Raw genomic sequence first — 21,710 nt, 5'->3', positions numbered from 1 at the left:
CATAGAGATGCGACGTACCCCCAAATTTTCCCGCCGTTCCACCACCCGGAGGCTGATCGCCGCCGCCTGCGCGACGACGCTGCTGGTGAGCGCCGCCGGCTGCGCCGACGGCGACGACGGTTCCACCACCGACGGCGACGGCTCGACCACCGTACGGCTGGGGTTCAGTGCCTGGCCGGGCTGGTTTCCCTGGCAGGTCGCGCAGGAGCAGGGGCTGTTCGGCGACAACGGCGTCGACGTCGAGTTGACCTACTTCGACAGCTACACCGACAGTCTGACCGCGCTGGCCACCGGCAATCTGGACGCCAACAGTCAGACCCTCAACGACACCCTGTCGTCGGTGAGCGGTGGCGCAGCGCAGACCGTGGTGCTGGTCAACGACAACTCGACCGGCAACGACCAGATCATCGCCGCGCCCGGGATCGACTCGGTGGCCGATCTGGCCGGCAAACGGATCGCGATCGAGGAGGGTACGGTCGACCACTACCTGCTGCTGTTGGCGTTGGCCGAGGCCGGCCTGAGCGCCGACGACGTCGAGATCAGCCCACTGCTGACCGACGCGGCCGCCGCCGCGTTCCTGGCCGGGCAGGTCGACGCGGTGGGCGCGTTCGCCCCGTTCACCACCACCGCGCTGGGCCGCGAGGGCAGCCGGGCGATCGCCACCTCGGCGGAGCACCCCGGCGCGATCCCGGACCATCTGGTGTTCGACTCGGAGTTCGTGGCCGCGCATCCGGAGCAGGTCCAGGCGGTGGTGGACACCTGGTTCGACACCCTGGACTGGATCGCCGACAACCCGGACGAGGCGGTCGAGATCATGGCGGCGCAGGCCGGGGTCAGCGTCGAGGACTACCGCACGTACGACGCCGGGACGACGATTTTCGACCTGGCCGACAACCAGGCGGCGTTCGAGCCGGGCGACACCCCGGCCAACCTGGACTTCCAGGCCCGGTCGATCGCCGAGTTCCTGGTGGCGACCGGTCTGGTGGACGAGGCACCGCCGCTGGACGGGCTGCTCGACGGGCAGTTCGTCGCGGCGGTGTCGCCGTGACCGTCACCCGGGAACCGGCTGCGGCCACCGACCGTGCGGACCGGGCGTCGTGGGGGCCGCTGCCCCGGCGGCGACCGGCCCGCCGGGTCCCGGCGTTACTGGCCATCCGGACGCCGATCCCGGCGACCGGCCGGTGGACGCTGACCGTCGCCTCGATCGTGGTGCCACTGGCCGCCTGGCAGATCGGCAGCATGCTGGTCGACGGGCAGCCGGACTTCCTGCCGTCGCCGCTGGAGTCGGTGGCCGCCGGGGTGGAGATGGCCCGGACGGGTCAGCTGTGGACCGACACCGCAGCGACCGTCGGCCGGGTGCTGCGCGGTTTCGGCCTGGCGGTGGCGGTGTCGGTGCCGCTCGGACTGCTGATGGGCAGTTTCCAGGCCGGTCGGGCGGCGCTGGAGCCGATGATCGGCCTGCTGCGGTACCTGCCGGCCAGCGCGTTCATCCCGTTGCTGATCATCTGGCTGGGGCTGGGCGAGCCGTCCAAGGTCGCGTTGATCTTCATCGCGACGGTCTTCTTCAATACGTTGATGACCGCCAACGTGGTCCGCACCGTGCCGGCCGGGCTGATCGACGTGTCGTACACCCTCGGCGCCCGCCGGTTCGAGGTGCTGCGCAAGGTGATCGTGCCGCACTCGCTGCCCGGCATGATCGACGCGATCCGGGTCAACGCGGCGGCGGCGTGGAACTTCGTGGTGGTCGCCGAGCTGATCAACGCCCAGTCCGGGCTGGGCTACCGGATCGTCCGGTCGCAGCGGTTCAACCAGCTCGACAACATCTTCGCCGTACTGATCGTGATCGCCCTGATCGGGGTGGCGATCGACCTGGCGCTGCGGACGACCCGCGACCGGGTCGGGAGGTGGGCATCGTGACCGTGACCGAAGGTTCGGTTGCCACTTCGGGCCCAGGCCCGTCGCTGGTGCGCCTCGACGGCGTCGGCAAGGACTTCCGGACCATCGCCGGCGGCTCGCTGCGCGCACTCGACGGGGTGGATCTTGCGGTACGTCGGGGCGAGTTCGTCTGCCTGGTCGGCGCATCCGGGTCGGGCAAGTCCACCCTGCTGTCGCTGATCGCCGGGCTGTCCGCGCCGAGCCGGGGCACCGTGCTGCTCGACGGTGCGCCGGTCACCGGGCCGGGTCCGGACCGGGGGCTGGTGCTGCAGAGCGGTGCCGTGTATCCGTGGCGGACGGTGGAACGCAACGTCGCGTTCGGGCTGGAGCTGCTGCCGGTCAGTCGGGCCGAACGGGCCCGGCGGGTCGCCTGGTACCTGGCCGAGACCGGGTTGACCGGGCTGCGGCACGCGCTGCCGAAGCAGCTCTCCGGCGGGCAGCGACAGCGGGTGGCGATCGCCCGGGCGCTGGCCTGCGAACCGCGAGTGCTGCTGCTCGACGAGCCGTTCGGTGCCCTCGATGTGCAGACCAAGGAGGACATGCAGTTGTTCGTCCGCCGGGTGTGGGCCGACACCGGCACCACGGTGGTGATGGTGACCCACGACGTCGAGGAGGCGGTCTTCCTCGGCCAGCGGGTGGTGGTGCTGGCCAGCGACCCGGGCCGGCTCGCCGCCGACCTGCCGGTGCAGCTGCCGCCGGACCGCGACGGCACACCCCGGGACCTGGCCGTCAAACGGCTGCCGGAGTTCCTGACGCTGCGCGCCGAGGTGGAGGACCAGGTCCGCGCCTACCACCAGCGGCACGCCGCCACCGGGTCCGGCGGCTGACGGTGACCGCCGGCTGACGTCGGCCGGGTTCGGCGGCTCGGGCTCAGGCAGGGCCGATCAGGTCCCACCGGTTGCCGGCGATGTCGACGAAGACCACCACCCGGCCGTACGGTTCGGTGCGCGGCACGGTCACGAACCGCACATCGTGGTCCACCATCCGCTGGTACGCGGCCTCGAAGTCGTCCACCCGGAGGAAGAAGCCGACCCGACCGGCCGTCTGGTTGCCAACCGCCGCCCGCTGGGCGTCGCCGTCGGCGCGGGCCAGCAGGATGCCGGTCTCGGCACCGGGCGGCCGCACCACCACCCACCGCTTGGGGCGACCGTCGTTGGTCGTCGACGGGGAGTCCTCGACCAGATCGAAGCCGAGGACGGTGGTGAAGAAGTCGATGGCCGGGTCGTAGTCGTCGACGACGATGGCGGTGAGCGAAATGTGCACGCCCGCAGCGTAGGACTTCAGCCGGTCGGTTCGCGGCGGCGGGCACCGGGGCCGGGGCGGGGAAGTACGTCGCGGGGGTCGGCGACGTCGTGGCCGGCGGCGCAGCGCATCGTGACGCCGACCTCGGCCCCGCAGTCGCGGTGCGCGACGGCGAGCGGGGAGCCGTCCGGGTCGACGCAGTACCGGTCGCCCCACTGCAGCAGGGCGACCAGCACCGGCCACAGGTCGAGGCCCTTGCCGGTGAGCCGGTACTCGTAGCGTTGCCGCTCCCCCGGTTCCTGGTACGGGTGCCGGCGCAGCAGGCCCTGGTCGACCAGCATGGTGAGCCGGTTGGTCAGCACCTGGCGGGGCACGCCGGTGCGCTCGCGCATCTGGTCGAACCGGCGTACGCCGTTGAAGACCTCGCGGAGCACGACGACGGTCCACCGCTCGCCGATGATCTCCATGGTGCGGGCGATGGTGCAGTTGTCGATGGACCAGTCGAGTGCGGTAGGTCTCACCCCGACCAGGCTAGGTCTTGTTGACAGACCTAGCAACCGACTGCCAGGCTGCGTCTATGACACAGACTCAGCAGCCGGCGCCGGACGCGGCGCAGCGCAGCCGCACCTTCTCGTGGACCGACCCCGCCACGGTGCGGCTGGCGGCGTTGAACGGCCTCGACGGGCTGGGTCAACTGCAGGCGATGGCCTCCGGTGAGATCCCCGCCCCACCGGTGATGGTGATGCTGGGCCTCGAAGGCTTGGAGCCCGAGCACGGCCGGGTGGTCACCGTGCTGACCCCGCAGGAGTTCCACTACAACGCCCTGGGCACGGTGCACGGCGGTATCATCTCGACCCTGCTGGACACTGCGGCCGGCTGCGCGGTGCACTCGGTGCTGCCGGCCGGGACGAGCTACACCTCGATCGACCTGAACGTGAAGTTCCTGCGCCCGGTGACGCTCGCCTCGGGCACGCTGCGCTGCGAGGGCACCGTGGTGCAGCGCGGTCGGCGCACCGCGTACGCCGAGGCGAAGCTGACCGACGCCGCCGGCCGGCTGACCGCCCACGCCACCTCGTCCTGCCTGCTGTTCGAGCTGCCACCGACCAGCTGACGGCAGGTCCGGCCGACCGGTGCCGGCCGGGTCACACCGACAGCAGTTGGCGGACCGACTCGTCGCGCAGGTCCGCCTTGTCGCCGGCCCGGACCACCTCGCCGGCGTCGAGGATGACGAACCGGTCGGCCAGCCGCAGCGCCAGTTCGAGATACTGCTCGACCAGCAGGATCGCCAGCCCGGCCTCGGTGTGCAGCCGTTCGATCGCCTCCTCGATCTCGATGATGATCGACGGCTGGATGCCTTCGGTCGGTTCGTCGAGCAGCAGCATCTTCGGCCGGGTGACCAGGGCACGGGCGATCGCCAACTGCTGCTGCTGGCCGCCGGAGAGGAACCCGGCCCGGCGGCGCAGCAGCCCGCGCAGCGCCGGGAACAGGTCCAGCGCCTCGTCGACCGCCGCCTTGTCGGTCCGGGCCGCCTCGACCGCCACCTGCAGGTTCTCGGCGACGGTCAGCTGCGGGAACGTCTCGTGGCCCTGCGGGACGTAGCCGAGACCGAGCCGGACCCGTTCGTGGGTGCGCAGCCTGGTGATGTCCCGACCGGCGAACGTCACCCGGCCGGACCGCACCGGCAGCACCCCGGTGATCGCCTTCAGCAGGGTGGTCTTGCCGACCCCGTTGCGGCCCATCACGCAGACCAGCGACCCGGCCGGGGCCTGCAGGTCGACCCCGAACAGCACCTGGGCCCGACCGTACGCGACGTCGAGCGATTCGACGGTCAACATGGCACTCACGACGACGCCTCCTCAGCGGCTGACGGTCCGGCAGCGGTCGACGGGACGGAACCAGCCGACGGTACGGCGGGTTCAGCACCCTCCTCACCGGAGCGCCCCAGGTAGACCTGCTGCACGCGCGGGTCGGCCTGCACCTGAGCGACGGTGCCCTCGCAGAGCAGTCGGCCCTCGTGCAGCACGGTGACGGTGCTGGCGAACCGGCGCAGGAACTCCATGTCGTGTTCGATCACCATCACCGTGTGGTCCTTGGCGACCTCGCGCAGCAGCTCACCGGTGCGGTCCCGCTCGCTGCGGCTCATCCCGGCCACCGGCTCGTCGAGCAGCAGCAGACTGGGCTGCTGCACGATCAGCATGCCGATCTCCAGCCACTGCCGCTGCCCGTGGGAGAGCACCCCGGCCGGCCGGTACGCCAGGTCGGCAAGACCGGTGGTGTCCAGCGCTCGGGACACCTGGTCGGAGACACCGCGCCGGCGGCGCAGCAGGCCGACCATCCGCCGGCGGAAGCTGGCCGCCAGGTCTAGGTTGTCCAGCACGGTGAGCTGCTCGAAGACCACCGACGTCTGGAAGGTCCGGCCGATGCCGAGCCGGACGATCCGGTGCTCACGGCGGCCGACCAGCTCCTGGCCGTTGAACCGCACCGAGCCGGACGCCGGCCGGGTCCGGCCGGTGACCACGTCGATCAGGGTGGTCTTGCCGGCACCGTTGGGGCCGATCAGGAAGCGCAGCTCCCCCGGCTCGACGGTCAGGTCGAGGTCGCTGATCGCCCGGAAGCCGTCGAAGACGACGTCGAGGCCGCGTACCTCCAGCTTGCCGCTCATGGTTTCGCACCCCCGACCCCGACGGTGGTCTCCGCCGGTCGCCCGGCGGCGTCGGTGGTGGCACCGTCCGTGCCGGCCGCCGGGGAGACCGGTGCGGTCGGTCCAGCCGGTCCGGCGCGGCCCGGCCAACGGTGCCGCACCGCCGCCCAGCCGTCGGCGAGCAGCCCGGCGAGGCCGCGCGGCGCCCACATCATCACCGCGATGAACAGGCCGCCGAGCAGGTAGAGCCAGCCGGACGGCCACTGTTCGCTGAGCACGGTGCTGCCGTAGTTGAACAGGATCGCCCCGCCGACCGCACCGACCAGGGAGAACCGCCCGCCGATGGCGACCGCGACCAGCATCTCGATCGACGGTACGACGCCGAGGTCGGCCGGGCCGAGGATGCCGACCACCGGCACGAACAGCGCGCCGGCGATCCCGGCCATGGCCGCCGACAGCGCGTACACGATGGTCTTCACCACGGCCGGGTCGTAGCCGAGGAAGCGGACCCGGTCCTCACCGTCGCGGATGGCGACCAGCAGCTTGCCGAACCGGGAGTGGGTGAGCTGCCAGGCGGCGAGGAAGACCAGGCCGAGCGCGACGACCGCGACGTAGTAGACGATCCGTTTCTGCGTCGGGTCGTACAGGTCGAGGCCGAAGAAGAACTGCACGTTGGTCAGGCCGTTGGTGCCGCCGGTGAGGCCCTGCTGGCCGACCAGCAGGATCACGAACGCGGCGGCCAGGGCCTGGGACAGTACGGCGAAGTAGGCGCCGCGCACCCGTTGGCGGAACACCAGGGTGCCCAGGATCAGCGCCACCACGGTGGGCAGCACGACCACCATGACCAGGGCGAACGCCGGGCTGCGGAACGGCCCCCAGATGGCCGGTAGGGTTTCCACCCCGCTCCACACCATGAAATCGGGCAGGTTGCCCTCGCCGGCGTCGGCAAGTTTGAGGTGCATGCCCATCGCGTAGCCGCCGAGCCCGAAGAACACGCCCTGGCCGAGGGTCAGCATGCCGCCGCGCCCCCAGGCCAGGTAGATGCCGACCGCGACGATCGCGTAGCAGAGGTACTTGGCGAGCAGGTCGAGCCGGAACGGGCTGAGCACCAGCGGTGCCACCACCAGCAGCAGCACGCCGCCGGCGACGAAGCCGACCGGTCCGGGCCAGCGGCTGGCCGGCCGGGCCGGCCCGGTGGCGGGGGTGGTCGTCCGGGCGGCGCTCATGTCAGCGCCCGGGAACGGAGGACGAACATGCCCTGCGGACGGAACTGGAGGAAGGCCACGATCACTGCGAAGACCACCACCTTGGCCAGGCTCGCATCGGTCCAGAATTCGACGAAGCTGTTGATCGCGCCGAGGGCGACCGCCGCGATCACCGCCCCGCGCAGCTGTCCGAGTCCCCCGGCGACGACGACGAGGAACGCGTCCACGATGTAGTAGGTGCCCAGCGACGGCCCGACCGGGCCGATCAGGGTCAGCGCCACCCCGGCGACACCGGCCAGGCCGGAGCCGATGAAGAAGGTGAGCTGGTCGACCCGCTGGGTGGCCACCCCGGTCACCGCGGCCAGCTCGCGGTTCTGCATCACCGCCCGCATCCGCCGGCCGTACGACAGTTTGCTGAGGTAGAGCGAGATCGCCACCACGCAGCCGACCGCGAGCGCCATGATGAAGATCCGGTTGTACGGCAGCTGTACGCCGGCCACGTCGATCCCGCCGGTGAGCCAGCTAGGTGCGGTGACCTGCACGTTGGGCGCGCCGAAGATGTCCCGGGCCAGTTGCTGCAGGATCAGGCTGACTCCGAAGGTGAGCAGCAGCGTGTCCAGCGGCCGACCGTAGAACCGCCGGATCACCAGCCGTTCCAGGATCAGGCCCATGGTGCCGGCGATGAGGAACGCGACCGGCAGGGCGGCCGGGACGGCCTGCGCCCCGACCAGCCCTTGCATCATGTACGCGGTGTAGGCGCCCGCCAGGATGAACTCCCCGTGGGCCATGTTGATGACGCCCATCTGTCCGAAGGTGAACGTCAGTCCCAGCGCGATCAGGAGCAGCACCGCTCCGATGCTCGCGCCGATGACCAGTTGGTTGAGTACCGCCATGGCGGGCACCTCCCTCCGCTTGCTACTAGCCTGTTACGACAGGCCTTCGGCCCAGTCGTAGCCGGTCAGGTACGGGTCCGGCTTGATCGGTTCACCGGAGTTCCACACCTCCTGGATCTGCCCGTCGGGCTGCACCACGCCGATCCGGGCCGTCTTGAAGACGTGCTGGTTGTCGCCGTCGATGGTGACGGTGCCTTCCGGTGCCTCGATGCTGATCCCGCCGGCGGCCTCCTTGACCGCCTCGACGTCGGTGCTGCCGGCCGCCTCGACCGCCGCCGCCCACAGGTAGACCGCGTTGTAGCCGGCCTCCATCGGGTCGGAGGTGACCTTCTCCGCCCCGTACTTGGCCTTGAATGCCTCGACGAAGGCGGTGTTCCGCTCACCTTCGGTGGTCTGGTAGTAGTTCCAGGCCACCAGGTGGCCGGCGACGTTGTCCGGGCCGATGCCGACGACTTCCTCCTCGGCGACGCTGACCGACACGGTCGGCATCGTCTCGGCGGTGACTCCGACGCTGGTCAGCTGCTTGAAGAAGGCGACGTTGCTGTCGCCGTTGAGGGTGTTGAACACCGCGTCGGGCTGAGCCTGCTGCAGCTTGTTGACCACGGTGCTGTACTCGGTGTGGCCCAGCGGGGTGTACTCCTCGCCGACGATCTGCATGCCGTTGGCCTCGGCGTACGCGGTGATGATCTTGTTGGCGGTACGCGGGAAGACGTAATCGCTGCCGACCAGGAAGATCGTCTGGTGACCCTGCTCGGCGAGGTAGTCCAGAGCCGGGACGATCTGCTGATTGGTGGTGGCCCCGGTGTAGAAGATGTACTCGGAGCTCTCCAGCCCTTCGTACTGCACCGGATACCACAGCAGCGCCTTGTTGCGTTCGAAGACCGGCAGCATCGCCTTGCGGCTGGCCGACGTCCAGCCACCGAAGACGGTGGCAACCTTGTCCTGGGATATGAGCTTCTGCGCCTTCTCGGCGAAGGTGGGCCAGTCCGACGCGCCGTCCTCGACGACGGGTTCGATCTGCTTGCCCAGCACGCCACCGGCGGCGTTGATCTCCTCGATCGCGAGCAACTCTGCGTCGCGTACGGTGACCTCGCTGATCGCCATGGTGCCGCTCAGCGAGTGCAGGATACCGACCTTGATGGTGTCGGAGTCACCGCCGCCACCGGCCGAGGACGTGGGGTCCTCCGCACAGGCGGTCGCGGCAACCAATGTCGACAATATACAGAGTGCGGCGAGGCCGCCCCGGAAGCGTCGTGGCATCCAACTCCCCTTCAGCCGAAGTCGTGGTGCCACGAAACGTAGGGACGCCGAGTTTCATGAATCTTGACCCATCGATTTCCAACGCGTTAAGCCCGTCTCACAACGAACCTGGACCGCTGTGCGGTCGACAGACCGGACGGGCACGGTGGACGGGCCACACACGACGAAGGTCCCGTGGCCGACCAGCCACGGGACCCGCATCTCACGGTTCGCAAACTGCCGCGACAGCACTCACCGGCCGCGGGTGCGCCGCTCCTCCCGCCGGGCCTCGAACCGGGACGCCGTGGTGTCCAGTTGGGTCATCTGCGCGGCGATCTGGTCCCGGGCCGCCTCGCCGTCGGCGTCCAGCCCGGTGACGTTCCAGATGTCCCACTGGCGCAGCACCGGCGCGAGCACCTCGTCGCGGTGCTGCCGCAGGTCGTAGATGCCGGCCATGGCAATCGCCACCGACTTGCGGGCGAAACCCTCGATGCCCACGCCCGGCATCTGGAAGTCGGCGACCACGTCCGCCACCGCCCGCATCGCCTGGCTCGGCGCCAGTTCGAATGCCGCGCCGAGCAGGTTGCGGTAGAACATCATGTGCAGGTTCTCGTCGGCGGCGACCCGGGCCAGCAGCCGCTCGCAGAGCGGGTCACCGGTGGCCCGGCCGGTGTTGCGGTGCGAGATCCGGGTGGCCAGCTCCTGGAACGACACGTACGCCAGCGAGTGCAGCACCTCGTCGTCGTGCTGGTTGGCGTACCCGTTGGACATGTGCACCATCCGGGCCCGCTCCAGCGCGACCGGATCGACCGCCCGGGTGACGGTCAGGTAGTCCCGGATGGCGATGCCGTGCCGACCCTCCTCGGCGGTCCACCGGTGCACCCAGGTGCCCCAGGCACCGTCGCGACCGAACAGGGTGGCGATCTCGCGGTGGTACGAGGGCAGGTTGTCCTCGGTGAGCAGGTTGACGATCAACGCGGTACGGGCGACGTCCGGGATCTGCGAGTCCTCCGGCGACCACGGTTCGCCGCCGAGCAGGCCGTCGAAGGTCCGCCCGTCGCTCCACGGCACGTACTCGTGCGGGAACCACTCCTTGGCCAGGCTGAGGTGCCGGTCGAGGTTCTCGGCGACCACCGGTTCGAGCTCGACGAGCAGCGCGGTCTGGGACATCGGGGTGGTGGCGGCGACGGTCAACGACGTTCTCCCTACCGGGGGTAACCTACGACGGCGTAACTTACGCAACCGTAGGTTAAGTCGGGCCGCGCCGCCACTTTCCCCGACGATCTTGCGGCTATCACCGCTGTATGTCCGCTATGTCGATTGAGTGGTCACCGTCGGCCGGTCACCACCGGTCGCAGGTCCGCTGACGGCGGTGACCAGGCGTCCGCAGCCGCCGGCAGCTGATCCCCCAGGCGGATGTCCTTGACGCTGTCCGGCTCACCATCGACCCCGAGAAACCAGACGTACGGGATGTCACGGCGCTGCGCGTACCGGATCTGCTTGCCGAACTTGGCCGCCGACGGCGACACCTCCGTGGCGATCCCCCGCCGACGCAGCGCGTCGGCCACCCGGTTGCCGGCCGGCCGGTCGGTCTCGGCCGGCAGCGCCACCAGTACGCAGGTCGGCACCGGCCGGGAGATGGCCAGCGCGTCGGCGCCGAACAGCAGCCCCAGCAGCCGGGACACCCCGATCGAGATGCCGACGCCGGGGAAGCGGTCCGCCCCGGCCGAGGCGAGGTCGTCGTAGCGGCCACCCGAGCAGATCGAGCCGAACCGCTCGTACCCCTGCAGCTGGGTCTCGTAGACCGTACCGGTGTAGTAGTCCAGACCCCGGGCGATGCGCAGGTCGGCGACGCACAGGCCGGGCGCGTGCGCGGCCGCCGTCTCCAGCACCGCGACCAGCTCGGTGAGCCCGTCATCGAGCAACGGGTGCTCGACGCCGAGGCCACGGACCGCGTCGGCGACCGAGGCGTCCGGTGCGGAGATCTCCGCCAGGGACAGGCAGGCCTTGGCCTGGCTGTCGCTCGCACCGGCCGTCTCGGCCAGCAGCTCGGCCACCCGCTGCGGGCCGGCCTTGTCCAGTTTGTCGATCGCCCGCAGCGCCGCGTCCGGGTCGGTCAGCCCGATCCCCCGGTAGAAGCCCTCGCAGACCTTGCGGTTGTTCACCTGGATCCGCACCGGCGGGATCGGCAGGCTGGCCAGCGCGTCGCCGATGACCAGCGGCAGCTCGGCCTCGTGGTGCGGGGCCAGCACGTCGCGGTCGACGATGTCGATGTCGGCCTGCAGGAACTCGCGGTAGCGGCCCTCCTGCGGCCGTTCGCCGCGCCACACCTTCTGGATCTGGTAGCGGCGGAACGGGAACTGCAGTCTGCCGGCGTTCTCCAGCACGTAGCGGGCGAACGGCACGGTCAGGTCGAAGTGCAGCCCGAGGGCGTCGTCACCGGCCTCGGCACCCGGATCGGCCTGCAGCCGGCGCAGCAGGTAAACCTCCTTCGAGGTCTCCCCCTTGCGCAGCAGCTGGTCCAGCGGCTCCACCGCGCGGGTCTCCAGCGGCGCGAACCCGTACAGCTCGAAGGTGTGCCGCAGCCGGTCGATGACGTACTGCTCAATCATCCGCTGCGGGGGCGACCACTCCGGGAAGCCGGAGATCGGCCTGGGCTTGCTCATCAAGGTGTCCTTGTCACAGTCCGGTACGTCGGGCCGAGGCGGCGGTGCAGCCGCCGGCGGCCTCGTGCAGGTGGGGCGCGGCCGCGCGGGCGACCTGCTGGAGATAGGGGTTGCTCATGCGCTCCCGGCCGATGGTGGTGGCCGGGCCGTGGCCGGGCAGCACCACGGTGTCGTCGGCCAACGGCAGGACCTTGTCGCGCAGGCTGGTCAACATCGTCGGCATGCTGCCGCCGGGCAGATCGGTACGGCCGATCGAGCCGGCGAACAGCACGTCACCGGAGAGGCAGACCTGCTCGGCCTCCCAGGGCGAGCCGGCGCCGGGCAGCCGGAACAGCACCGAGCCTCCGGTGTGGCCGGGGGCGTGGTCGACAGTGATCTCCAACCCGGCGAGCACCAGCGTGGCACCGTCGGTCAGCTCGGCCACGTCGTCCGGTTCGCTGTACGGCAGCCGGCCGCCGAACATCGCCGCCAGGTCCGCCGACAGGCCCTTCGCCGGATCGGCTAGCAACTCCCGGTCGCCCGGATGCACGTACGCGGTGATGCCACGCGCCCCACAGACCGGCGCGACCGAGAAGGTGTGGTCAACATGGCCGTGGGTGAGCAGCACCGCCGCCGGATGCAGCCGGTGCTCGGCCAGCACCTGGTCCAGCTGGTCGAGCACCCCGATGCCGGGATCGACGACGACGCACTGCTCGCCCGGCCCGCCAGCCACCACGTAGCAGTTGGTGCCGAACGCCTGCGCCGGGAAGCCGGTGATGAGCACGCCTCTCCTCTCTGCTAGGCCGGCCCGCGCGGGCCGGCGGAACCGTCTCCTCGTCGAGCCTAGCCGCCATGACACGCCGGGCCGCCAGGGCACACCCGCCGGCCTGCCCAGGCCGTGACGGCAGCGATGATCTCCGATTGGATACGGAGCGGACCTCGTACAACAATTTCCCAGCCGATACCCGTACACTCTTGCGGGCGTGTGGCGTGGCGCACCGCAAAGGCGCCCGGGTCCGGCACGCCCTCCGCAGGACACGTACCGACCCGCCGCACGGCGCAGGGACGATCAGGAAAGGGGAGCGCGGGTGGCCTCCAGCAGGGACCGGCAGCGCAAATTGGCGCGGGCGAAGCTCGACCGGCAGATGGCCCGGCGTGCCGCCGCGGCCCGGCGCAAGCGGCGGATCCGCGCCGGGGTGGGCGCCGGCCTCGCGCTGCTGCTCATCGCCGGCGGCTCGGCCTGGGCGCTCGGCGCCTTCGAGGGCGAACCGGAGACCCCGGAGGCCGCCGGCATCTGCACCTGGACCCCGCAGGACACGGCCGCCAACAGCAACCTCACCGACGTCGGCATGCCGGAGACCACCGACCCGCCGCACCGGGGGGTCCAGCCGATGACGATCACCACCAACCAGGGTGAGCCGATCACCGTCGAGCTCGACCTGGCCGCCGCGCCCTGCGCCGCCGCCAACTTCGCCCACCTGGCCAGCCGCAACTTCTTCGACGACACGACCTGCCACGAGATCACCGACGAGGGCGCGATCCTGTGCGGCGACCCGAGCGGCACCGGACAGGGCGGGCCGACGTACTCGTACTTCAGCGAGAACGTGCCGGTCTCGCCGCAGCTGGACCCGTCGGCCGACCCGACGCAGGAGCTGGCCGACCATCCGCCGCTCTACCCGGCCGGCACGGTCGCTGCGGTCGGCGTGCCGCAGGGCACCAACGGCAGCCAGTTCAAGATCTTCTTCGAGGACTACACCACCGAGTTCCCCTCGTACCCGATCATCGGGAAGGTGACCTCGGGGATGGACACGGTCGAGGCGATCGGCGCTCTCCCACTGGTGAACAACGCTGCCGGCGCCCAGGTGAAGCCGGAGACCGACGTGGTCATCCAGAGCCTGACCGTCGGCGAGCCGATCGGGGCCGACGAGACCGAGGCGACCCCGTCGACCGACCCGAGCACCTCGGCACCGGCCACCACCGACCCGTCGGCCACCGAGCCGGACGCGGAGGGCACCGACGGCACCGCCGGCCAGTCCTGACCAGACCAGACAATCCGAATCCAGGAGGATCCACCGTGACGTCGACCAGGGAGCGGCAGCGTGCCGCGGCTCGGGCCCGCCTTGAAAAGGAGATGGCCCAGCGCGCCGAGGCGGCCCGCAAGCGCCGCCAGTTGCAGGCCAGCATCGGTGCCGGCGTCGCCCTGCTGCTCGTGGCCGCGGGCACGGTGTGGCTGGTCGCCAGCCTCGGGGACGACGAGAGCGAGACCACGCCCCAGGCCGACGGTGCCGACGCCGGCGTGACCTGCGTGTGGAACGAGATCCCCGCCGAGCAGCGCCGTGAGACAACCGTGGACGTCGGTGTGCCGCCGACCACCACGCCGCCGGACACCGGCACCCAGGTGATGACCCTGGACACCAACTTCGGTGAGATCCAGGTGGAAATGGACCTGGCTGAGGTGCCGTGCACGGCGGCTAGCTTCAGCCACCTGGCCAGCCAGCAGTTCTGGGACAACACCAAGTGCCACCGGATGTTCCCCGGCATGCTGCAGTGCGGTGACCCGAGCGCCAGCGGCGAAGGCTACCGGGACACCGACGGCACCGGCGGGCCCGGCTACCAGTTCGCTAACGAGAACCTGCCGGTTGACGACCGGCCCGCCTACCCGGCCGGGGTGGTGGCGATGGCCAACAGCGGCCCGGACACCAACGGCAGCCAGTTCTTCTTCATCTACCAGGACGTCGAGCTCAGCCCGGACTACACCGTGCTCGGCCGGGTCGTCGAGGGCCTCGACGTCATCCAGGAGGCCACCGAGGCCGGTCACGACGGTGCGTTCGAGCCGTCCCCCGGCGGCGGCCACCCCAACAACGACATTCTGATCAACTCGTTGACGGTGAGCGAGCCGCAGTAGTCCACCGGGCTCGGCGGCCGGCAACGCCGCCGAGCCCGCTGAGCCGGTACCAGTGCGCCAGGGCATTACCCGATGCCCTGGCGCCTTCTTGTCAGGTGCCGGAGGTGACCCGGTAGGCGTCGAAGACGCCGTCGACCTTGCGGACCGCGTTGAGCAGATGACCGAGGTGCTTCGGGTCGGCCATCTCGAACGAGAAGCGGCTGACCGCCACCCGGTCCCGGGTGGTGGTCACGGTCGCCGAGAGAATGTTCACCCGCTCCTCGGAGAGCACCCTGGTCACGTCAGCCAGCAGCTTGTGCCGGTCGAGCGCCTCAACCTGGATGGCGACGAGGAACGTCGACGCCGAGGTCAACTTCCAGGTGACCTCGACCAGCCGTTCCTGTTGCGCCTTGAGCTCGGCCGCATTGAAGCAGTCGTCGCGGTGCACGCTGACGCCGCCGGACCGGGTGACGAAGCCGAACACCGTGTCCGGCGGGACCGGGGTACAGCAGCGGGCCAGTTTGATCCAGACGTCGGTGACCCCGCGTACCACCACGCCGGGGTCGGCGCCGTTGTGCCGTGCCCGGGGCGGGCGGGTTGCGACGGCCGACTCGGCCAGGTCCTCGGCGGCCCCTTCCTCGCCGCCGAGGCTGACCATCAGCCGCTGCACCACCGACTGCGCGGACACCTGGCTGTCGCCGACCGCCGCGTACAGCGCGGCGACGTCGGCCAGGTGCAGGTCGCGGGCGATCGCCATCAGCGAGTCCGTGGTGAGCATCCGCTGCAACGGCATGCCCTGCTTGCGCATCGCCTTGGCGATCGCGTCCTTGCCCGTCTCGATTGCCTCCTCGCGGCGTTCCTTGTTGAAGTACTGCCGGATCTTGGTGCGGGCCCGAGGGCTCTTGACGAAGCCCAGCCAGTCCTGGGTCGGGCCGGCGGTCGCCGACTTGGAGGTGAAGATCTCGATGACGTCGCCGTTGGACAGCGTCGATTCCAATGGCACCAGCTTGCCGTTGACCCGCGCCCCGATGCACTTGTGCCCTACCTCGGTGTGCACGGCGTAGGCGAAGTCGACCGGGGTGGAACTGGTGGGCAGCGGGATCACGTCGCCCTTGGGGGTGAAGACGTAAACCTCCTGGCTGGACAGGTCGAAGCGCAGCGCGTCGAGGAACTCGCTCGGATCGCTCGCCTCCCGCTGCCAGTCGAGCAGTTGCCGCAGCCAGGTCATCTCGTCGATGTGCGCCGGCGGGCCGACGACGGTGGCGCCCTTCTGCTCCTTGTACTTCCAGTGCGCGGCGATGCCGAACTCGGCGGTACGGTGCATCGCGTAGGTGCGGATCTGCATCTCCACCGGCTTGCCGGTGGGCCCGATCACCGTGGTGTGCAGCGACTGGTACATGTTGAACTTCGGCATCGCGATGTAGTCCTTGAACCGGCCGGGGACCGGCTGCCAGTTCGCGTGGATCACGCCGAGCGCCGCGTAGCAGTCGCGGACCGTGTCGACCAGGATGCGTACGCCGACCAGGTCGTAGATGTCGTTGAAGTCCCGCCCCCGGACAATCATCTTCTGGTAGATCGAGTAGAGGTGCTTCGGCCGGCCGGTGACCTCCGCCCTGACCTTCGCGGCGCGCAGGTCGACCTGCACCTTCTGGGTCACCTTGCGCAGCTGGGTGTCGCGCTGCGGCTGGTGTTCCCCGATCAGCCGGTTGATCTCCTCGTACCGTTTCGGGAACAGCGTGCCGAATGCCAGATCCTCCAGCTCCCACTTGACGGTGTTCATACCGAGCCGGTGGGCCAGCGGCGCCAGGATCTCCAGGGTCTCCTTGGCCTTCTGCTCCTGCTTCGCCTTGGGCAGGAAGGTCAGCGTCCGCATGTTGTGCAGCCGGTCGGCGAGCTTGATCACCAGGACCCGGGGGTCCTTGGCCATCGCCACCACCATCTTGCGGATGGTCTCGGCCTTGGCCGCGTCGCCCAGCTTGACCCGGTCGAGCTTGGTGACCCCGTCGACCAGCAGCGCCACCTCACCGCCGAAGTCGGCGCGCATCTCGTCCAGGGTGTAATCGGTGTCCTCGATCGTGTCGTGCAGCAGCGCGGCGACCAGTGTCGTGGTGTCCATGCCGAGATTGGCGAGGATGGTGGCGACCGCCAACGGATGCGTGATGTACGGATCGCCGGATTTGCGGTACTGCCCGGAGTGCCACTTGGAGGCCATCTCGAAGGCGCGCTGCAGCACCCGTGGATCGGCCTTCGGATGGCTCTGCTGATGGGTGGCGATCAGCGGTTCCAGCACCTCGGGGATGTGCGGTGCCTGCCAGGGGGCGTTGAACCGGGCCAGCCGGGCCCGTACCCGACGCCCGGTCGGCGCACCGTTGAAGCCGAAACCGTTGCCCGCCGCTGCCGTGCCGGGGTGGTCAACCGCGCCGTTCGCCGCCACAGCCGCCGCACCGTTCGCCGCCGCACCGTTCGGCGCCGCAGGTTCGGCGCCGCGCTCCGCAGCGATGTCGGGGCCGCCCGAATTGACGGCAGAGCTGGGTGCCTCGTCGTTGGTCACGCCCGCAGTTGGGTTGACCTCGCCAGTCGGATGCACAGTGCCCTCCATGGAAGGAGCGACGACGTCGGGGGACACCGGCCTCCCTCACCTCTGCCGGAACTCAGCCGACCGTATCGGGCTGAGCTGCTACCGCGCTAGCCAGGAGACAGCGCCCCTGACTGACAGGGACCGCAATATTACCCGTCCGGCCGGTGCTGTGCCCGGCGGCCGAGCTGCTCGGTCGGCCGGCTCACACCCGCCACATGGCGTGCACCGACCGGGGCGCGAGCCGGTCCCGACCGGCGAGGAAACCCAGCTCCAGCAGGACGGTGAAGCCCACCACCGTGCCACCGGCCCGATCGACCAGGTCCAGGGTAGCGGCGGCGGTACCGCCGGTGGCCAGCACGTCGTCGACCACCAGGACCCGCTGACCGGCGGTGAAGGCGTCCTGATGCACCTCCAGGACCGCCTCGCCGTACTCCAACGCGTACGAGGCGGAGAACGTTGCCCGGGGCAGCTTGCCGGCCTTGCGGACCGGAACCACCCCGGTACCGGTGGCGTACGCAATCGCCGCTGCCAGCACGAACCCCCGCGCCTCGATGCCGGCGACCACGTCGAAGGAGTCCGCCCCGTGGTGGGCGATGATCCGGTCGGTGATCTCCCGGAACGCCGGCCCGTCGGCAAACAACGGCATCAGGTCCTTGAAGACGATGCCAGGTTTGGGGAAGTCCGGTACGTCGATGACCCGACTCGCCACCAACGCGGCCGTCTCGGCCCCGCTGTCCCCGACGAGCACTGCCTCGGTTTCCGTCACCTTGCGCCTTTCCGTGCCGGATGGGACCGGTGGTGTTCCGGCGGCGACAGTGCCTCCGGAACACCACCGAGGGAATCGTCAGCGACGCTTCGCGCCGCTGGGGCGCTTACGGCCCCCGCCGCCGGGTCGGCCGCCGCGACCGCCGCCGGACTGGCGCTTGCCGACCGGCCGGGCACCGGCCTTCGGTGCGGTGCCGGCCAGGGCGGCGTCCGCGGCGGGCTCGGTCTCGGCGGGCTCGTCGGCCGACGTTGTGGTCGAGGCACCGGTACGCGACCGCTTCGGCGCCTTGTCCCGCTCCGCCAGGGAGGACCGCTTGGCCTGCACCCGCTGGGTGTGCAGCTTGTACTTCGGCTCCTGCTCCTTGAGCACCGTCACCAGTGGCGAGGAGAAGAAGATCGACGCGAAGAAGGCCGCGCCCATACCGACGAACAGCACCAGACCGAGGTCCTTGAGGGTTCCGGCGCCGAGCAGCCCGGCGCCGATGAACAGCAGCCCACCGACCGGCAGCAACGCGACGATCGACGTGTTGATCGACCGCATCAGGGTCTGGTTGACCGCGAGGTTGGCGGCCTCGCCGTAAGTCTGGCTGCTGCCGCCGGTGACGCCCCGGGTGTTCTCCTGGATCTTGTCGAAGACCACCACGACGTCGTAGAGGGCGAAGCCGAGGATGGTCAGGAAGCCAATGATCGTCGACGGGGTGACCTCGAAGCCGGAGGCCGAGTAGATGCCGGCGGTCAGCAGCAGGTCGAGCACCAGGCCGGCGACCGCCGCGATCGCCATCCGCGCCTCGAAGCGCAGCACCAGGTAGATGGTGACCAGCACCATGAAGACCAGCAGACCGAGCAGCGCCCGTTGGGTGACCTGGCTACCCCAGGCACCGCTGACCCGGCTGTCGCTGATCGCCGACTGCTCGATGCCGAGCCGCTCGGCGAGACCCTGCTTGAAGGCTTCGGTCTGCTCGGCGGTGAGCTCGGCGGTGCGGAACAGGTAGGTGGTGCCGCCGACCTCCTGGCCGGAGACCACCTCGAGCGGCTCGGAGGTGTCCAGCTCGGCGAGCTCGGCGTCGAGGGCATCCTCGGCCTGCGGCAGGGTGCCGACGCTCGCCGGCACCTGGAACTCGTTGCCGCCCCGGAAGTCGATGCCGAGGTTGAAGCCCCGGATCGCGACGCTCGCGATCGCGAGGACGACGACCACCGCAGCGATCACGAACCAGGTGTTGCGCCGCTTGACGATCGGGAGGTTGGCCTCACCCCGGTAGAGGCGTCCGGCGAAACCGCTCATGTCAGGCCTCCTTGACGCGCGGGTTGCGGATCGGGGTCTCGTCCTCGGTCTTCACCGCGCGGCCGAGGCCGCTCACCCGGGGAGACAGGAACGCCTTGGTCCGGGCCAGCATCGACATGATCGGGTGCCGGAACAGGAACACCACGACCAGGTCGAGCACGGTCGCCAGGCCGAGGGCGAAGGCGAAGCCCTTTACCGTGCCGACCGAGACGATGTAGAGCACGACCGCCGCCATCAGGGTGATGGCGTTGGCCGAGATGATCGTCCGCCGGGCGCGCAGCCAGGCCCGGGGTACGGCGCTGCGCGGACTTCGACCCTCACGTATCTCGTCCTTGAGGCGTTCGAAGTACAGCACGAACGAGTCGGCCGCCACACCCAGCGAGACGATCAGACCGGCGATCCCGGCGAGCGTGAGGGTGAAGCCGATCTGCCGGCCGAGCACCACCATCGCACCGAAGACCAGCAGCGCCGACAGAATCAGGCTGAGGAAGATCACGATGCCGAGCAGCCGGTAGTAGAAGAACGAGTAGATTGCGACCAGCAGCATTCCGATCCCGGCGGCGAGCAGCCCGGCGCGCAGGTGCTCGGTGCCAAGCGTGGCCGAGATGCTCTGCGCCTCCTGCGGCTCGAAGGTCAGCGGCAGCGCACCGTAGCGCAGGTTGCCGGCCAGCTCGTTGGCGGTGGCGAGGGTGAAGTCGCCGGTGATCTGCGAGTCGCCGGTGAGCACGCCCTGGATCTCCGGTGAGGAGATCACCTCATTGTCGAGGACCACCGCGACCCGGCACTTGCCGTCCTGGCCGAGCGCGCTGGCCTCGCACTCCTGGTCGGTGTTGTTGAACGCCTCGCGGGTCAGCTCGGTCCAAGCCCGCTGGCCGGATCCGGTGAAGTTCAGGCTGACCACCGGCTGGCCGGTGGTCTGGTCCAGCACACCGCTGGCGTCGCTGACGTCGGTGCCGACCACCTTCGCCTCGTCCAGCAGGTACTTGACCAGGCCCTCGCAGGCGACGACCTGCTGGGACTCGTCGCGGATCGAGCCGGCCTGGCGCAGCAGGAGCTTGTCGCAGGTCACGTACGGCACGTTGTACTGCACGCCGGCCGGCAGCACCCGGATCTCCGCCGGGGTCAGTTCGCCGAACGGGGCCAGGGTATCGGCCAGCGTCGGGTCGGCGCTGAAGTCGGCCGGGGCCTGCAGGCCGGTCGCCGCCGCCCAGGCCGCCTCGCCGACCTTAGCCTGGACCTCGGCGAGGTCGGCCGGCCCGTCAGCGTCGGCAGCGGGCGTCGGGGACGCGCTGGGGCTGGCATCGGGGCTGGCGGAGTCGGTCGGATCCGGCTGGGCCATGCCGCCCTCGCCACCGGCGCCCTCGCTCTGCTCGGCCTCCGCCTGCGGCGACGATTCCGCACCCGGCGACGCCTCGGCGTCGGGCGAGGCACCGGGCGTCGGCGACGCGTCGGCCCCTTCCTCACCGGTGCCCTCGCTCGGCGTGGGGGACGCCTGCGGCTGGATCGGCTCACCCCCGTCGGTGGCCTTGAGCACCTTGCGGAACCGCAGCTCGGCCGCGTTGCCGATTTCGCTGAGGTCGCGGTTCTGGCCGGGCAGCGAGACGACGATGTTGCGGTCGCCCTCGGTGACCACCTCGGCCTCGGAGACGCCGAGGCTGTTCACCCGGTTCTCGATGATGTCGCGGGCCCGCTCCAGCGAGGCGGCCGGCGGCGCGCTGCCGTCCTCGGTGGTCGCCTCCAGGGTGACCCGGGTGCCACCGATCAGGTCCAGGCCGAGTTTGGGCTCCAGCCGGTCCTGCCAGCTGCCGCTGGCTCCGGCGAAGAACACCATGAGGTAGAGGACGGCGAAGATGAGCCCGAGTGCGGCGAGTTGCCGCCCGGGGCGCATCTGTCCCTGAGGTGGTGCCACGGCGGTCCTGTCTCCCTGCGCGGTTCGGCCGCTGATGCCCCGGGCGGCAGCGGTTGGTGCCACTGGTGCGAGCGGCGGTGGGGTGGTCGTCGTACCAGCCGCGACCGTCAGGTCGAGCGGTCGTGACCGGCAACACAACGATCAGTATCGTCGATGTAACTCGGGTCTGACGACCCGGGGTGGCTCAGTCCTTGGTCGGCACCTCGTCCGCCGGGGCGGACTCGGTCGTCGCGCTGGCGTCGGTCTTCGGCACCACCCGGGCGATCGCCGGTCGGGCGTAGCGCTCGTGCACGCCGGGCGAGACCTCGAGCATCACCGTCTCCTCATCCATGCTGGACACGGTGCCGTACAGGCCGCCGATGGTGACGACCTCGTCGCCGGCGCTGATCGACGACTGCATCTGCTCGGCTTCGCGGCGCCGCTTCTGCTGCGGCCGGATCATCATGAAGTACATGACGACAAAGAGCAGGCCGATCATCAGGATGGGCATGA

General features: G+C 70.2%; 21 protein-coding genes. 6 read left to right on the top strand and 15 right to left on the bottom strand.

The annotated features are described in order from the left end of the window. The first annotated feature begins 7 nt into the window (after window positions 1–7). From O7621_RS18380 to O7621_RS18370, 3 genes are read left to right on the top strand one after another with little or no spacing between them, the layout of a single operon-like run. Window positions 8–1,048, top strand: a complete 1,041-nt coding sequence (locus O7621_RS18380; protein WP_282230398.1) for an aliphatic sulfonate ABC transporter substrate-binding protein — start codon at window positions 8–10, stop codon at window positions 1,046–1,048. Continuing rightward, on the top strand, window positions 1,045–1,917 hold the full coding sequence (locus O7621_RS18375) for an ABC transporter permease (RefSeq protein WP_282230397.1): 873 nt from the start codon (window positions 1,045–1,047) through the stop codon (window positions 1,915–1,917). Before O7621_RS18380 ends, O7621_RS18375 begins: the two co-directional genes overlap by 4 nt. Continuing rightward, window positions 1,914–2,762 (top strand): ABC transporter ATP-binding protein, encoded by an 849-nt coding sequence (locus tag O7621_RS18370; RefSeq protein ID WP_282230396.1) that lies wholly within the window; start codon window positions 1,914–1,916, stop codon window positions 2,760–2,762. Before O7621_RS18375 ends, O7621_RS18370 begins: the two co-directional genes overlap by 4 nt. 43 nt (window positions 2,763–2,805) lie before the next feature. On the opposite strand, the gene O7621_RS18365 is transcribed toward O7621_RS18370, so the two are convergent. Together O7621_RS18365 and O7621_RS18360 are read right to left on the bottom strand one after the other, a co-directional pair. Beyond that, a complete protein-coding gene (locus O7621_RS18365; protein ID WP_282230395.1) occupies window positions 2,806–3,198 on the bottom strand; it encodes a VOC family protein in 393 nt (130 codons plus the stop codon). Between the two features lie 17 nt (window positions 3,199–3,215). Next, complete coding sequence (locus O7621_RS18360; protein WP_282230394.1) at window positions 3,216–3,698, bottom strand: helix-turn-helix domain-containing protein; 483 nt, start codon at window positions 3,696–3,698, stop codon at window positions 3,216–3,218. A gap of 56 nt (window positions 3,699–3,754) precedes the next feature. Here O7621_RS18360 and O7621_RS18355 point away from each other — a divergent pair, with 56 nt between their 5' ends. Next, the gene (locus tag O7621_RS18355; protein ID WP_281554496.1) at window positions 3,755–4,288 is read left to right on the top strand and encodes a PaaI family thioesterase; all 534 of its coding nucleotides are present in this window, start codon (window positions 3,755–3,757) and stop codon (window positions 4,286–4,288) included. Window positions 4,289–4,319: 31 nt separating this feature from the next. Here O7621_RS18355 and urtE read toward each other — a convergent pair whose 3' ends face one another. From urtE to O7621_RS18315, 8 genes are all read right to left on the bottom strand, one after another. After that, on the bottom strand, window positions 4,320–5,012 hold the full coding sequence (gene urtE / locus O7621_RS18350; protein WP_282234643.1) for an urea ABC transporter ATP-binding subunit UrtE: 693 nt from the start codon (window positions 5,010–5,012) through the stop codon (window positions 4,320–4,322). A gap of 5 nt (window positions 5,013–5,017) precedes the next feature. Then, window positions 5,018–5,839: an urea ABC transporter ATP-binding protein UrtD gene (gene urtD / locus O7621_RS18345; protein ID WP_282230393.1), complete on the bottom strand. Its 822-nt coding sequence runs from the start codon at window positions 5,837–5,839 to the stop codon at window positions 5,018–5,020. Then, window positions 5,836–7,044 (bottom strand): urea ABC transporter permease subunit UrtC, encoded by a 1,209-nt coding sequence (urtC, locus tag O7621_RS18340; protein WP_282230392.1) that lies wholly within the window; start codon window positions 7,042–7,044, stop codon window positions 5,836–5,838. Before urtC ends, urtD begins: the two co-directional genes overlap by 4 nt. Next, window positions 7,041–7,916, bottom strand: coding sequence for an urea ABC transporter permease subunit UrtB (urtB, locus tag O7621_RS18335; protein ID WP_282230391.1), 876 nt, complete (start codon window positions 7,914–7,916; stop codon window positions 7,041–7,043). Before urtB ends, urtC begins: the two co-directional genes overlap by 4 nt. 33 nt (window positions 7,917–7,949) lie before the next feature. Further along, complete coding sequence (gene urtA, locus O7621_RS18330) at window positions 7,950–9,125, bottom strand: urea ABC transporter substrate-binding protein (protein ID WP_282230390.1); 1,176 nt, start codon at window positions 9,123–9,125, stop codon at window positions 7,950–7,952. Between the two features lie 282 nt (window positions 9,126–9,407). Beyond that, entirely contained in the window at window positions 9,408–10,325 is a 918-nt protein-coding gene (locus O7621_RS18325) for an acyl-ACP desaturase (protein WP_282234642.1), read from the bottom strand. A 158-nt stretch (window positions 10,326–10,483) separates the two neighbouring features. Beyond that, window positions 10,484–11,821, bottom strand: a complete 1,338-nt coding sequence (gene hisS / locus O7621_RS18320) for a histidine--tRNA ligase (protein ID WP_282230389.1) — start codon at window positions 11,819–11,821, stop codon at window positions 10,484–10,486. 13 nt (window positions 11,822–11,834) lie between these two features. Further along, window positions 11,835–12,584, bottom strand: a complete 750-nt coding sequence (locus O7621_RS18315) for an MBL fold metallo-hydrolase (RefSeq protein WP_282230388.1) — start codon at window positions 12,582–12,584, stop codon at window positions 11,835–11,837. Window positions 12,585–12,888: 304 nt separating this feature from the next. On the opposite strand from O7621_RS18315, the gene O7621_RS18310 reads away from it, so the two are divergent. After that, a complete protein-coding gene (locus O7621_RS18310) occupies window positions 12,889–13,839 on the top strand; it encodes a peptidylprolyl isomerase (RefSeq protein WP_282230387.1) in 951 nt (316 codons plus the stop codon). 35 nt (window positions 13,840–13,874) lie between these two features. Beyond that, window positions 13,875–14,705 (top strand): peptidylprolyl isomerase, encoded by an 831-nt coding sequence (locus O7621_RS18305; RefSeq protein ID WP_282230386.1) that lies wholly within the window; start codon window positions 13,875–13,877, stop codon window positions 14,703–14,705. A 91-nt stretch (window positions 14,706–14,796) separates the two neighbouring features. Here the strand turns inward: O7621_RS18305 and O7621_RS18300 are convergent, their stop codons facing one another. The 5 genes from O7621_RS18300 to yajC all read right to left on the bottom strand — a co-directional run bounded on the left by O7621_RS18300 (window position 14,797) and on the right by yajC (window position 21,708). After that, window positions 14,797–17,283: a bifunctional (p)ppGpp synthetase/guanosine-3',5'-bis(diphosphate) 3'-pyrophosphohydrolase gene (locus tag O7621_RS18300; RefSeq protein ID WP_282234641.1), complete on the bottom strand. Its 2,487-nt coding sequence runs from the start codon at window positions 17,281–17,283 to the stop codon at window positions 14,797–14,799. A 181-nt stretch (window positions 17,284–17,464) separates the two neighbouring features. Continuing rightward, window positions 17,465–18,028, bottom strand: a complete 564-nt coding sequence (locus O7621_RS18295) for an adenine phosphoribosyltransferase (RefSeq protein ID WP_282230385.1) — start codon at window positions 18,026–18,028, stop codon at window positions 17,465–17,467. 78 nt (window positions 18,029–18,106) lie between these two features. Next, window positions 18,107–19,309: a protein translocase subunit SecF gene (secF, locus tag O7621_RS18290; RefSeq protein WP_282230384.1), complete on the bottom strand. Its 1,203-nt coding sequence runs from the start codon at window positions 19,307–19,309 to the stop codon at window positions 18,107–18,109. A 1-nt stretch (window position 19,310) separates the two neighbouring features. Beyond that, complete coding sequence (secD, locus tag O7621_RS18285; protein ID WP_282230383.1) at window positions 19,311–21,218, bottom strand: protein translocase subunit SecD; 1,908 nt, start codon at window positions 21,216–21,218, stop codon at window positions 19,311–19,313. 184 nt (window positions 21,219–21,402) lie between these two features. Then, window positions 21,403–21,708, bottom strand: a complete 306-nt coding sequence (gene yajC, locus O7621_RS18280; RefSeq protein WP_282234640.1) for a preprotein translocase subunit YajC — start codon at window positions 21,706–21,708, stop codon at window positions 21,403–21,405. Between the last annotated feature and the right edge of the window lie 2 nt (window positions 21,709–21,710).

The sequence above is a fragment of the Solwaraspora sp. WMMD937 genome (assembly GCF_029581175.1).
Taxonomy (GTDB): domain Bacteria; phylum Actinomycetota; class Actinomycetes; order Mycobacteriales; family Micromonosporaceae; genus Micromonospora_E.
The sequence above is the reverse complement of the archived record's forward strand: the minus strand, read 5'-3'. Positions and strand labels throughout refer to the sequence as shown.

Bases quoted from the DNA above. Each gene is read 5' to 3' on its own strand.
- O7621_RS18380 (WP_282230398.1), top strand. From the start codon at position 8: ATGCGACGTACCCCCAAATTTTCCCGCCGTTCCACCACCCGGAGGCTG.
- O7621_RS18355 (WP_281554496.1), top strand. From the start codon at position 3,755: ATGACACAGACTCAGCAGCCGGCGCCGGACGCGGCGCAGCGCAGCCGC.
- urtE (WP_282234643.1), bottom strand. From the start codon at position 5,012: ATGTTGACCGTCGAATCGCTCGACGTCGCGTACGGTCGGGCCCAGGTG.
- urtD (WP_282230393.1), bottom strand. From the start codon at position 5,839: ATGAGCGGCAAGCTGGAGGTACGCGGCCTCGACGTCGTCTTCGACGGC.
- urtC (WP_282230392.1), bottom strand. From the start codon at position 7,044: ATGAGCGCCGCCCGGACGACCACCCCCGCCACCGGGCCGGCCCGGCCG.
- urtB (WP_282230391.1), bottom strand. From the start codon at position 7,916: ATGGCGGTACTCAACCAACTGGTCATCGGCGCGAGCATCGGAGCGGTG.
- O7621_RS18325 (WP_282234642.1), bottom strand. From the start codon at position 10,325: ATGTCCCAGACCGCGCTGCTCGTCGAGCTCGAACCGGTGGTCGCCGAG.
- hisS (WP_282230389.1), bottom strand. From the start codon at position 11,821: ATGAGCAAGCCCAGGCCGATCTCCGGCTTCCCGGAGTGGTCGCCCCCG.
- O7621_RS18300 (WP_282234641.1), bottom strand. From the start codon at position 17,283: ATGGAGGGCACTGTGCATCCGACTGGCGAGGTCAACCCAACTGCGGGC.
- secF (WP_282230384.1), bottom strand. From the start codon at position 19,309: ATGAGCGGTTTCGCCGGACGCCTCTACCGGGGTGAGGCCAACCTCCCG.
- yajC (WP_282234640.1), bottom strand. From the start codon at position 21,708: ATGCCCATCCTGATGATCGGCCTGCTCTTTGTCGTCATGTACTTCATG.